12 protein-coding genes are annotated in these 12782 nt (G+C 46.7%); 6 read left to right on the plus strand and 6 right to left on the minus strand.

Annotated elements, in window-relative coordinates:
* Nucleotides 1-11: 11 nt before the first annotated feature.
* From ACMUEV_RS02480 to ACMUEV_RS02490, 3 genes are all read right to left on the minus strand, one after another.
* Nucleotides 12-587: a Uma2 family endonuclease gene (locus ACMUEV_RS02480; RefSeq protein ID WP_190648460.1), complete on the minus strand. Its 576-nt coding sequence runs from the start codon at nt 585-587 to the stop codon at nt 12-14.
* Between the two features lie 295 nt (nt 588-882).
* Nucleotides 883-3978: a TIR domain-containing protein gene (locus ACMUEV_RS02485; RefSeq protein WP_190648457.1), complete on the minus strand. Its 3096-nt coding sequence runs from the start codon at nt 3976-3978 to the stop codon at nt 883-885.
* Nucleotides 3979-4165: 187 nt separating this feature from the next.
* Nucleotides 4166-5185 carry an adenosine deaminase gene (locus ACMUEV_RS02490; RefSeq protein WP_190648454.1) on the minus strand — a complete coding sequence of 340 codons (1020 nt, stop codon included), beginning with the start codon at nt 5183-5185 and terminating at the stop codon, nt 4166-4168.
* A 187-nt stretch (nt 5186-5372) separates the two neighbouring features.
* On the opposite strand from ACMUEV_RS02490, the gene ccsB reads away from it, so the two are divergent.
* Both ccsB and ACMUEV_RS02500 read left to right on the plus strand, forming a co-directional pair.
* Nucleotides 5373-6332, plus strand: a complete 960-nt coding sequence (gene ccsB, locus ACMUEV_RS02495) for a c-type cytochrome biogenesis protein CcsB (RefSeq protein ID WP_190648452.1) — start codon at nt 5373-5375, stop codon at nt 6330-6332.
* A gap of 33 nt (nt 6333-6365) precedes the next feature.
* Nucleotides 6366-6752, plus strand: coding sequence for a KGK domain-containing protein (locus ACMUEV_RS02500; RefSeq protein WP_017290875.1), 387 nt, complete (start codon nt 6366-6368; stop codon nt 6750-6752).
* 18 nt (nt 6753-6770) lie between these two features.
* On the opposite strand, the gene ACMUEV_RS02505 is transcribed toward ACMUEV_RS02500, so the two are convergent.
* Together ACMUEV_RS02505 and ACMUEV_RS02510 are read right to left on the minus strand one after the other, a co-directional pair.
* The gene (locus ACMUEV_RS02505) at nt 6771-7091 is read right to left on the minus strand and encodes a DUF5615 family PIN-like protein (protein ID WP_190648449.1); all 321 of its coding nucleotides are present in this window, start codon (nt 7089-7091) and stop codon (nt 6771-6773) included.
* Between the two features lies 1 nt (nt 7092).
* Nucleotides 7093-7311 (minus strand): DUF433 domain-containing protein, encoded by a 219-nt coding sequence (locus ACMUEV_RS02510; protein ID WP_026148973.1) that lies wholly within the window; start codon nt 7309-7311, stop codon nt 7093-7095.
* Between the two features lie 157 nt (nt 7312-7468).
* Between ACMUEV_RS02510 and tilS the strand changes: the two genes are divergently transcribed.
* Complete coding sequence (tilS, locus tag ACMUEV_RS02515) at nt 7469-8440, plus strand: tRNA lysidine(34) synthetase TilS (protein WP_190648446.1); 972 nt, start codon at nt 7469-7471, stop codon at nt 8438-8440.
* A 116-nt stretch (nt 8441-8556) separates the two neighbouring features.
* On the opposite strand, the gene hmpF is transcribed toward tilS, so the two are convergent.
* On the minus strand, nt 8557-10338 hold the full coding sequence (gene hmpF, locus ACMUEV_RS02520; RefSeq protein ID WP_190648442.1) for a pilus motility taxis protein HmpF: 1782 nt from the start codon (nt 10336-10338) through the stop codon (nt 8557-8559).
* A gap of 144 nt (nt 10339-10482) precedes the next feature.
* Between hmpF and ACMUEV_RS02525 the strand changes: the two genes are divergently transcribed.
* The 3 genes from ACMUEV_RS02525 to ACMUEV_RS02535 all read left to right on the plus strand — a co-directional run bounded on the left by ACMUEV_RS02525 (nt 10483) and on the right by ACMUEV_RS02535 (nt 12751).
* The gene (locus tag ACMUEV_RS02525; RefSeq protein ID WP_190648439.1) at nt 10483-11715 is read left to right on the plus strand and encodes a response regulator; all 1233 of its coding nucleotides are present in this window, start codon (nt 10483-10485) and stop codon (nt 11713-11715) included.
* Between the two features lie 128 nt (nt 11716-11843).
* A complete protein-coding gene (locus ACMUEV_RS02530) occupies nt 11844-12209 on the plus strand; it encodes a response regulator transcription factor (protein WP_017290869.1) in 366 nt (121 codons plus the stop codon).
* A gap of 11 nt (nt 12210-12220) precedes the next feature.
* A complete protein-coding gene (locus ACMUEV_RS02535; RefSeq protein WP_017290868.1) occupies nt 12221-12751 on the plus strand; it encodes a chemotaxis protein CheW in 531 nt (176 codons plus the stop codon).
* The last annotated feature ends 31 nt before the right edge of the window (nt 12752-12782 follow it).

Genomic DNA, 12782 nt, shown 5'->3' on the forward strand with positions numbered 1-12782 from the left:
CGCAAGTCATTTCATTTTTCTTGAAGCGTTTTCATGAAGGCATCGACTGCGTCGTATTGGTCTGCCATGCGAGAATGAAACTCTAGCGATCGCAGATCTAATTCTGGCAGCAACTCACTCTGACGCACCAATTCATAGCCTGTCGATCTTAGACAATAAACTGAAATCACACCATCTTCCCAGAACCACACTTCCTGAACTCCAATCCGGCGATAGATTTCCAGCACATCAATGCCACCACTCGTGACGATGATCTCGATCGCAATATCTGGAATCGGTTTCCGTTCTCCTAAACAGTAAGATTCATCGGGTTCTTTACGCGCACCCAAGGCTTTCATCCCAATCGTTGCACTCCCCGCAGCATAAAAGCGAATTTTCTTCACTCTCATATAGGCTTCTAAGAGTTGAGCGCATGTTTTCTTAGGGGTTTCATGAGCTTCGGACAAAGGGGTCATAATCTCCAACCATCCGTCAAGATAAATGAGACGTGCCCCTGTCCCTGCCATATCTGCATCAAGTTTTTCCAGGGTGTCCCATGTGACATTAGAGAGCAATGCGCTACTCGTTTTAGACGTTGTAACGACCATTTCATTTACCTTGGAGCGTTATTTCTTCATCATACAGGGTCTCCCGATCGCGTCAAGACTAAGTTGAAAGTGCTGATTTACGATCGCTCAATTCGTCATCTACACATCACTTTGCTGTTTGTTCGCCTTCCCAACTTTCTCCTAAATGCCTTTCACACTGGGCTTGGTCGGTTCTTTGCTGATGCTTGTCGAGAATATAGGGCTTGAGGTGTTGGCAGGCGCGGTGCAGGAGGCTGTTGAGGTAAAAGTTGACGTGTTAGAGGTTGAGGATTAGCTTATTTCGACCGAGGAAAATTTAATTGGCTCGATTACGTTGCTGAATCTTCCAACCTTCGCCCAAGTGAACTGCACAGCGCGCTCTATCCTCACTAAGTTCTGGAGTATTGAGTAAATAAGACTTTAGGTGTTCACAAGCACGACCAAGGAGGCTATTGAGGTCGAGATCAACACGATAAAGCCGAACAACTTCACGATTTGAACCGAGAGGGATTTCGACAAGGGCAATCATCTTCAAATCCGAGCTAATTGCAGACGGAGAGCTTCCTGAGAATAGTCCTACCTGATTTCCATCTCTGTCCCATATTTTGATACTGCCTAACCCGCTCGTCGCGATCTTTGTTCCATCTCTGCTAAATACGATATTTTCCACAATGTCTTGATTGATTCTTAACTCCTTGAGTACGCCATTCGTCCCCCATACTCTTACATTACCGTCTTTACCACCTGTAGCAATCTGTGCTCCATCAGGACTGAATGCTATGCTCTGAATACTACCTTCACGATCTTTAAATTCTCTCAAACGTACGCCAGCTTCTGTCCAAAGTGTAATATTGCCTCCATCATCACCCGTTGCGACTTGTGTACCATCAGGACTGAATGCAAAGCTCGTAACGCTCCTATTGTCTCTAAACTCTCTAAGAAGTACGCCGCTTGTGTTCCAAAACCTAATAATACCTTTATCGTCACTCGCCGCAATTCTTGTTCCTTCGGGACTAAATACCAGATTCCGAATAATGCTTCGATCACCACCTTGACTGTTTTTAAATCCTTTTATAAGTACACCGTTTGAATTCCATAAATTGATACTGCCATCACTGTCACTTGTAGCAATGCTTGTTCCATCAGGGCTGAAAGCAACACTACCTACATTACTTTGATTACCACGTAATTCTTTGAATGGTATAGCATCTCTGCTCCAAAGAGTAATGTCACCACTATAAGCCTTAACCGTTACAATCTGTGTGAGATCGGGATTGAACGCAATACTTGTTGCTTCTCCCTGACTATCCTGTATCTGTAAGTCCCTAATGAAAGTTCCATCGCTTCTCCACAAGCTACTCTTGCCGCTCCCATTACCTGATGCAATATGCGAACCATCGTGACTGAAAGTGATACTGATTATGCCGCTTCGCTCTGTATAATTATTTTTTAATTTTCTAGTCAAGCTTCCATCTCTGTTCCATAGGTTGATACTGCCATCACTACCGCCTGAAGCAATTTGATTGCCATCAGGATGAAAAGCGACAGTCCAAACAACGCCTTGATCACTTTTCAAATTTTTGAGGAGATACCCATCTGTGTTCCAAAGCTTGACACTACCATCATCACCACCTGTAGCAATTTCTGTCCCATCAGAGTTAAATGCAATACTCCAAACACCGCTTTGATTGCCTTCTAATTCCTTAAGCAAGATACCATCTATGTTCCAAAGCTTGGTGTTACCATCATCACTACCTGTCGCGATCTTTGTTCCATCAGGGCTGAAAGCAACACTCCATATATTGCCTTGATCGCTTTTCAGCTCCTTAAGCAAAATACCGTCTCTGTTCCAAAGTTTAGTACGGCCATCCTTCCCACCAGTTGCGATATATGCACTATTAGAGCTAAATGCTAGGCTCACAATGCTATCTTGATTGCATTCAAGCTCTTTAATAAGAAGACCATCTCTACTCCATATTCTGACATTCCCATCCTTACCACCTGTCGCAAACCGTGTGCCATCAGAACTAAATGCCACACTTGTAACTAAACCTTGTTTGCTTGGCACTCTGGTTTCACGAATCTTTTCTAATGCTGATTGCAACGCTAAAACTGGACTAATAACAGGATAATCTTGGGATCGTCTTTGTTGAGTCCATTTCTCTAGGTCAAAACCTAGTCGCATTGCCAATAATAATCCTCCAGTTTGATTGACTTCAAACTGTCGCAGTGCTAGCGCACCTGCTCGCTCAAGTTGTGTTCCTGTTTTAGCTTCTTCCTGAAATGCTTCTGCTTTTTCTCTCTGTTCTTCTGCGATTTTGACGGCCCCATTTGCTAGGGCTAATTTCGCTTGTGCAGATTGAACAGATGCCTCTGCATGTTGTCGCTGTTGCTCTGCTCTTTGCGATCTCGCATTTGACTCCCGCGTTTGCTTCTCTGCTGCTGCTAATTGTTCCTGCGCCTGCTGTTGCTGTCGGACTAACTGTGCCAACACTTGTGCTTGTGCCAACTTTGCCGTTTCCACCGCTTTTTGCGCTTCTGCGGCCTTCGTTTCTGCTGCTTTGAGCCTTGCTTCTGCGACTTTCACCTGTCGATCTGCTTGTTGAGTAATTGCATCAGCTTGTTTCTTTGCCGTTGTAACTTGCTGTTCTGCCTGTTGCCTAGTTTTCTGTGCGTCTTGTGTGGCTTGATTTGCATCGTTACTTGTTTTCAATGCCCAACTACCAGCAACACCAGCCCCGATCAATGTCGCAATCAAAATGCCAGACCCAACCTGAACCATGCGTGTTGCCCGTTGCCCTGCTTTGAGCAAAATTGCAGCTTCTTTTTCACTCGTCTGACTCGCACTAACATACTCCCGCTGAAGTTCCGTTGGCTTTGGCTGCTTCTGTTCCGCCTGCACCAGCCAAGCCTGCGATCGCACTAAATCCTCTCCTCGCAGCACAAAACTCGGATTACGTCCCTCTCGCTCCCACTCGATCGCTTTCACTTCTAACCGCGTATGCGATCGCACATGCTCCAAGTCCGTCCCAATTACCGTAACTAATTCGGCAAACGTTGTTTCAAACGGGTCTTGCTCCCGAAAGAACAACCAATTTAATTTCTGGAGTGCTTCATGGACTAGATCCACCGCAACTTCTCGATAGACCACCGGAACCAATCGCTTATTGTGTTTCACCGCATGATCAATCTCATCCCGGCAGACACTTGACGAGATCGAATCTGGCGAAAGCACAAACACAAACGTATTCGCCCCTTCAATTCCCCGCTCGATCACCTGCCACCATGCCTCAGTTTTCTGAATCGAGTCCCAATCCACCCAGGTTTCTTGATTCTGCGATCGCAACGCCTCATGTAACTTCTGAACAAACGCCTTATCTTTGCGAGAGTAGGAAATAAAAACGTCACTCATGAATTCAGTCGGGGCTTTTCATCTCACCATCAGAATACAAGCCCTATGAATTGATTTCAGTAGAAGTACAGGATTTTGTTAGGAAGCGATCACACTTCTTTTCATCCGTGGTGATCGCTTCTCGAGTCTTCTCAATCCGCTCATGAGAGAGACAGGAAGCAGTCCTGTAATTTCTCCATGTCTCTCTCTAACTTGCCTCTGATTTCAACAAGCGATCGAGCAATGAAGCTGGACGCTGAGCATACTGCCACGCAAACGCATGACGAAACGCTGCATCCTGACAAGCCTGCAACTCTTCAAACCCAATCACATCCTGTGTCAGAAGCGTTTCATACTCAAACGGCAGTCGTACATCATTCAAACCCGCATTATCTGTACAGATCGCAATATCAACGCCTGCGTCAAAGCATTGATCAAACACCTGTTTGAGTTGGCGAATCTCCTGAAGCGTTCCCGTTTTCAGATAAGTCGTCGGACAAACCTCCAAACATTGCTTCCGTTGCGCGACTTCTTTCAACAGATGCGGATACCGAAGCGGAATCTGAATCCCATGCCCGATGCGATTCAAAAATGGCAGCAATTCCGGATAATGTCCTTCCGTTTCATACAAATGGCAAGTCGCTTTGATATCGAGCGATCGAGCATATTCAAACAACTCGATAAACTCTTCCATGCGCTCCCCATAGTAGGCATCACCGCCTGCCAAATCGATCGCGCAAATATTCTCCGGCATCTGCGCCGCCAAATCTACGATCGCTCGATTCACCTCATACGGCAGCTTCGAGTGCATACACAGGATTTGACTACTGACGATCGGATACTCTTTCAATCGACTCGATCGCCCCACAATCTGAGCAATTTCAGTCATTTGCTCAATCCGACGCGATTGATCCAAATTCGGATTCGTTCGCAAATAAGGCGTATAGCGAAGCTCCAAATACGCCAAATTCTCGAAAATATAAGCTCCGCGCATCAAACGATAAATGAAATAGGGCAACGCTTCCGCCGTTTGCACCCCTTCCACGATCGTATGCAATTCCAAGTACTCATCCAAGGTATTGCGAGGTCGAGTATAAAAATCCTCAAACTCCGGATAATCGGAAAACCGTTCAATTAAATCTGATTCACTTCGTTCTAAATAACGCCAGAGAATCCGAGGCACAACCGATCCACCCAAGTGACGATGCAATTCTGCGTATAAAGCCACAAGCACCTCTTCATATGATTCTGATGATTTGTTCTCTATTCTGACGTGTTCTTTTAAACTTGTCTGGGTCTTTGCAATACCAAAATCCAAACTTCATTACGACACTCGGTAAAACTCGGAACGCCCCTTCGCCTTATACAATTGAGAGACACTGTAAACTTCGATTAATCCCCGTAAGGAAACAACAATGGATTTGGTTGCACTCCAAGGCGTTTTAGATAATCTGTCATTTGCTGTGTTATTCGCCACAATGCTGATCTATTGGGTTGGTGCAGCCTTTCCCCAGGTGCCTTACGCATCGACTCTGGGGGCGGCAGGAATGGCGATCGCAAATCTCTCTACGGCTGCACTCCTTGCTGCTCGCTGGATCGAAGCAGGCTATTTCCCCCTCAGCAATCTTTACGAATCGCTCTTTTTCCTGGTCTGGGGCATTACCACGATGCACTTGATCGCTGAGAATATGAGCAAAAGCAATCTCGTCGGCATTGTCACAGCGCCCGTTGCAATGGCAATCACGGCTTTTGCCGCTCTGACGCTACCCGATACGATGCAGGCTTCTGCGCCATTGGTTCCTGCCTTGAAATCCAATTGGCTGATGATGCATGTCAGCGTCATGATGCTCAGTTATGCAACTTTGATGGTGGGATCGCTTTTGGCGATCGCGTTTTTAGTCGTCACTCGCGGACAGAATATCGAACTTCGAGGCAGTTCTGTCGGAACAGGCAGCTACCGTGAAAAATCCTATCAACTTCACCGCTCTGAAGAGGTGAGTGTCAATTCAGGTGGAACTGCAGTTTTAGAGAAGACCACCCTTTCTCCGCAACGTCTAACTCTTGCAGATACCTTAGACAATATTAGCTACCGCGTGATTGGACTTGGCTTTCCGCTGTTGACGATTGGCATTATTGCAGGAGGCGTTTGGGCGAATGAGGCTTGGGGTTCTTATTGGAGTTGGGATCCCAAAGAAACGTGGGCATTGATCACGTGGCTAGTTTTTGCGGCTTATCTGCATGCGCGCATCACCAAAGGCTGGCAAGGTCGTCGTCCTGCTATCCTTGCCGCAGTAGGATTTGTCGTGGTTTGGGTCTGTTATTTAGGGGTGAATCTTTTGGGTAAAGGACTCCATAGCTACGGATGGTTCTTATAATGCACAAGAGAACGCGATCGACGAGGATTGAGAATGGATAACGGATTTACCCCAATGAATGATGATGAAGTCTTGTTCGTCGATCGCGGTCGCGTGTTGATGACCAATCCGACGTTCAAGGTGAGTGAATTCCTTGACCAGTTGGCGCAAGCGGTCAGCGATCGAGAAGGGGAATGGACAGAAGATAACGAAGCCTGGTTTGAGGATGGTTTAGAGTGTGAAGCACTGCGCTTCAATTCAGGCACAGGCTGGCAACGTGGCAGAGTCAGAATTCGCCTAGAATTTGCGCCGTTGAAACCGCAAGAACGATTACCAGAGCGCTCCTCGGCACGCCAACCGGATGTGCTCCAGCCAGAACCGCTCACCGATCGTTTGCGTCCGCGCAACATCGACGACATTTACTCTAACGACGACTATTAATGTCATATGGTTTGGGTTTTACGCGCTCACGATCGTAGCCTGCCCTTTCATTGCGGTCGGCAAAATTGCTAACACTGCCGGAGCTAAAGGCTTCAAATCTGCCAAACGGTTAGAAGATGCTTGCAAAACGATGACTGCAATATCGAATGCTGGCAGGTTTTGTTGGAACGCTAGGTTACGATTGACCGTAAGGAAAACATCGAACTCTAATGCTGCAAGTTCAAGCAGTTGCCCGTCTTTGATTCCTGCCCATCCCATTTGCGGAACAGTTTTCACGTCATAGTCAGAGAACTCTCTTGCCAGCCTACGATCGATACACTCGTCCAACAAGAGGTTCATGCTAAGCGACCATCCTGACAATTTGTTTCTCTGCCTCTTCTAGTAAGGCAATGACCTGTTCTCTACTGACCGTTGGAAATCCGTCTAGAAAATCATCGATCGATTCTCCTGCTTTTAGGTAATCCAAAAGAGTCTGCACAGGAACTCTAGTGCCTACAAAAACTGGCGTTCCGCCCATAATTTCAGGAGATGAACTAATTACTGAAGAGTGTTTTGACATGAGTTTCAAAGTTTGAATAAATTTCGCTTTTATCGCTTCTAGTAGAGTCATATCGGCTGAGTTTTGATCTCTCCCAATATTGTGCATTTCATCACTTCATCACTTCTCGTCCTATCATAATTGGACTACGGTTCACTTGAATTGACTTCTTGCTACCATGGCGAGTTCTTGGACACCTCTCCACGCCAAAATTCATCGCACTCTTCGTAGCCGATCGCTACTTCCAAAACACGAATCGATTCTAATTGCGCTCTCCGGGGGTCAGGATTCTCTCTGTCTCGCTCAACTTCTCATCGATTTACGCGATCGTTGGAATTGGCATCTCGCGATTGCTCATTGTGATCATCGCTGGCGCGCCGACTCCCAAGCCAACGCTGATCACATTGCGACTCTCGCTCAATCCTGGAATCTCCCCTTCTATCTCAAAACTGCCGATTCTCCTCCCCCCAACGAAGCGTCCGCAAGAGAATGGCGATACGCTCAACTGCAATCGATCGAAGGATTTCACACCATCGTCACCGGGCACACTGCCAGCGATCGCGCTGAAACTCTTTTATTTAATCTAATCCGAGGCAGCGGAGCAGATGGGTTAAGCTCACTCAATTGGACACGTCAACTGACTCCAACAGTCAAACTGGTACGACCCTTGCTCGAAATCATGCGATCGCAGACTGCTGAATTCTGCCACGATCGCAACCTTCCCATCTGGCAAGACAGCACAAACAATGATCTAGCCTATGCGCGCAATCGCATTCGCCAAGAGTTGCTTCCTTCCCTCAAGCACAATTTCAATGCTCAAGTCGAATCCCATCTCGCCCAAACGATGGAACTCTTATCCGCTGAAGTGGAATATTTAGAAACAGTCGCTTCAGAATTCTATGAAACCGCGATCGACATAACTTCTCAAAGTCTCGATCGCACCATTCTTCGTAAAATTCCTCTCGCGATTCAGCGCAGAGTCATTCGTCAATTTCTGATGCGATCGCTCAATCTCAACCCAAACTTCGAGCAAGTCGAGAAATGCGTGGGATTGATCACGGCTCCGAATCGATCGCGAACCGATCCGTTCATCGGAAAAACGATCGCAGAAGTCAACGCAGATCAGATTCAACTCAAGTCCCTCGACTAACCTCATTCAAAGAATTCCAAGCTCAGAGTGACGAAATTCTCACCACTCTTTAAAGTCCTCTAAGTTTTGGAATCGAGGGAGATTTAACTCCCTCCAATCGAAGTAAGAAACATCGATTAAGCCATCGCAAATTCCGGCTTTCGAGTCAATTCTGTAATCGCCCGCTTCATGTCTTCGATCGCAGAGTGCTGTCCACCTGACTGTGCAATCACTTCCAGATGTTGACGCATTGTTGTAATCGAATCCTGAATCGGTTGCAGCATTTCTTGATACAGGGCAACTCGTCCTGCCAGTTCTGCTGCTGAAACTCGCTGAGATTGCAATGCTTCCTCAAGTTGCTTCAACTCATTCCGCTTTGCTTCTTGCTCACCCGATTGTGAATTCACGTAATCCTGAGCCTGTTGAATCGCAGATTCAATCTCTCGAATCCGTGCCTCAACTTGTTGCAACTCTTCCGACTGCTTTTGACGTTGAGTTTCAATCTGAGCAAATACGACTGACAAATCCAATTCGCTGTCTTGATCCGACTCCGCCCCACCTCGACGAATCAGAACGGCTTTATGCTGACGCAGTTGCAATTCTTTCTCTCTCAAACTACGGCGCTGACCAACCAAGGTCTGATTGAGAAATTCGTAAGCATCCTGCTCATCCGTCAATTCGTTTTCGAGACTCATGCGATCGAACTCACTCGCCTGAGCAATTCTATTTTTAAGTTCTTGAATCTCTTTCTCTTTCAAGCGAAGTTCTTCTTCTTGCCCATGTACAAATTGAGAAGACTGGTCAAACTCGCCCTGTAAGCTCTGGACAATTGATTTAAGTTCCTCGATCGGCAAATTCTCCAGTTCTTGAATATCAACCTGTACCTCTCCACCTCCACCTGCGATCGCGGTTTGCAGATGTTGATGTAACTCAGAATGATATTGAATCTGTGCAGTCAGCGATTGTGCAATTTCTTGCTGGCTCTTTAAGACCGACTGCTGCGACTTGATCTCAATTTTGGCATTTTCGAGCGACTCTTGTGCTTGGTTCCAAATATGCCACTGCTCAGCAACGTAATCTGCTTTCTGACCGACTTCTTGGCGCATTTGCTCGGTTAACTGCCGTTGTTCTTCTAGCAATTGCCAATGGTGGCTGAGCAGACTTTGCTGATAGTCTACGAGTTCATTGCACTGCCGAACCGTTTCTGGAAGAGTTGCGGATTCAGTGAAGCGATCGAGCATGTGACACAGTTCTTGTGCCTTTGCCTCATCTAACACACAAGCACCGAGTAATTTCTCTTTGCGTTCTTCTAGCTGTTGTCTTTGCCCTTGCAACTGCTCCCAAGCGCCAGCCATTTCTTGACGATTGCGTTCTAGCTCTTCTTGCTGACGCATGACCTCTTCGCGAACAGCTTGAAACTCTTGGCGTTGTTGCTCCATTTGTTGGCATTCAATTTCCAACTGCTGCAACTCTTCTTGCCGAGCTTCCATTTCCATTTCGCGGCGAGTTAACTCCTGACTTTGATAAGTCAGCGACTCATTCCATTGCTCAATTTCCTCTTCTTTCGTGCGAATTTTTTCTTGCAGTCGCGAAAAAGTCTGCAAAATGTTCGCAATCGGGCGACCTGCTTCCTGAACGCGCTGTACCTGCTTGTTGCCCGTTAAATCAACCAGTAAAAGTGACCCAGGACTAAATTTATTCGCTTCTTCTGAGGGAATCACTTCTTCTGCGGTAATCGTGCTCCAATTCTGTTCACCTCGCTGACAAGCCAGTAACTTCAGTTCAGACTTGCCACCGCCCATGATTCCGCCTTTCTTCTGAATCACTTCTGCTAGATACAGCACAACTAAAAGCTCTCCTATTCGATGCCCAATGCTTCGCTTAATGTGCCCGAATTGTTTGCGTTCTACCCAACTCACTGAAAAAAACTATCATGCTACGAAATCTTACCTTGCGAAAAATCCGGTTCACCTGAGCATTAATAGATACAATGTGTGGACAATTCACGTAGCTCTCACTCTGAGGTCTCCGTGAATGCCGAATTGTCTCTATAGCACAACTCTATGCAAGGTCAACTCAGCGAAATTGACATTAGGAGTATCCTGCAACTGATCGAACTGGGTCAGCGCACAGGAGAATTGTTCGTTGAAGCGTACTCACCTTCTGGTGTCGTGCATCGTCGATCGCGCAATCACCCCTCTTGGTTTGTCTTTTTCCTGAATGGTCAAATTGTCTATGCAGGGGAAACCGAATCAGATCTGTCTCGCTTAAGAGATTACTTGCATCGGTATCGGGCTGAAACTACGATCGACCAAATTCCTGCTTCGTCGATCGCGACTTTCAATACGCCAGAATACGGCTGCTTGTGGGCGTTACTCGAAAATCATCTCGTGACACCCGCTCAAGGACGCAGCATTATTCAAGGCATGGTGCGTGAGACATTATTTGATCTGCTGAGTTTACATCAAGGCTCTTTTATTTTTGAGCTAGGAAACGCACTGACTCCGCAGCTATTGACGATGGAAATTGCACCCTTGGCGAGAAATGCGTTGAAGCAAGTCCAAGAGTGGAAACAGCTTCATCCGTATTTACATACTCCCGACCAATGTCCCATCATTGTCGATCGAGAGCAGTTATCCGCAGCTTTACCGAAAGCCACTTATCAACTGCTCGATCGCTATACCGATGGACAAACCTCAATTCGGCAGATCGCGCGTTATTTAAACCGTGATATTTCTGCTGTCGCGAGGGCAATCTATCCGTATGTTCAGCGCGGTTGGCTACAACTCAACGCTGTTCATCCTTCGGTGCATTCTACTTCTCGCACTCCTTTAGAATTGGGACTCAATGCTAAGGCTCCAAAAGTCCTTTGTATTGATGACAGTTCAACTGTGTGCAAGGCAGTAGAATTAATGCTGGATCGCAATGGGTACGATGTCAGTACGATCGAGAATCCACTGACTGCACTGAGTCTTGTCTTTCAAATCAAACCGGATTTGATCCTCTGCGATATTGCGATGCCAGAACTCGATGGCTACGAACTTTGTGCCATGTTGCGACAATCCACAGCATTTCGGCAGACTCCAATTTTGATGCTGACTGGGAAAGATGGATTCATCGATCGTGTCCGAGCACGCATGGTTGGAGCTACAGACTATTTAACGAAACCTTTTGGAGAGCATGAGATTTTGATGTTATTAGAAAAATATGTTGGGGTTGGACATCCTGAAATCCTGACAACCACACAGCAAGTTTTAGATGCGTTAGAGGCGGAATTAAATTTAAATGCCTCGTAAAAATACTTGATTTTTGAATGGTATCAGATTAATTCAGTATTTGCGGGTACTTTGTTAGTAATGATTCAAGGTCAACAGGGGCGAGTTTCTCCCGTCATCGGTTTAGCCAAGCTCACAGGTAGGGGGTTATGAGTACAGTTTTAGTCGTGGAAGATAGTGTCACCCAAAGAGAGATGATCACTGATCTGCTTAAGGGAAGTGGCATTGAGGTGACGATCGCGACCGATGGCGTTGAAGCCTTGGAACACATTCAAGGGCATTGTCCTGATCTTGTGGTTTTGGATATTGTCATGCCTCGAATGAATGGCTATGAGGTTTGCCGTCGGCTCAAAGCCGATCCCAAAACTCAGAAAGTGCCAGTCGTGATGTGTTCGTCCAAAGGAGAAGAGTTCGATCGCTATTGGGGCATGAAGCAGGGGGCGGATGCCTATATTGCTAAGCCCTTTCAGCCCACTGAACTCGTCGGTACAGTCAAACAATTGTTGCGCGGTTAGGAACAGTCGTAATGGTGGGAAGTCCAGATTTCTTAACAGGAAGAGGGCAGGATCAAGCGCCCGAATTTCAGGAGTTAGAAAGCCCCGAAGGTGAGTTGCATTTGCGATTTTACACACCCTCTGGAGCTGAGTTTGCGTTACCTGCCACTGGAATTCGAGAAGTCCTTTCTCCATCCCCAGACCGGATTACGCCTGTTCCGAACGTTTCGCCGCTTCTGCTTGGCACACTCAATGTTCGAGGGCGTGTCGTTTGGGTGGCAGATTTGGGTCAATTCTTGGGCGATGCGGCTTCCCTCAACACCGATCGCCCAGAGATTTCGGTGATTGCGATTGAAGATCAAGACATTATGTTAGGGCTAGCGGTTGATCGGATTCTAGGAATGGAATGGCTCGATATCGAGAATGTCCAAGCGACGACGGCGGCTCCCGATAGTGTTGCACCCTTCTTGCGCGGAGAGTGGGTACTCGGTCAAGATGGGAGCCAATGTTTGCGCCTGCTCGATCAGGTGGCGATTTTGCGATCAGCGAGGTGGGCAGCATGAAACAATGCCTAATTGATTCTTCACATTATTC

This window comes from Leptolyngbya sp. FACHB-1624 (assembly GCF_047649235.1).
GTDB lineage: Bacteria > Cyanobacteriota > Cyanobacteriia > Leptolyngbyales > Leptolyngbyaceae > Leptolyngbya > Leptolyngbya boryana.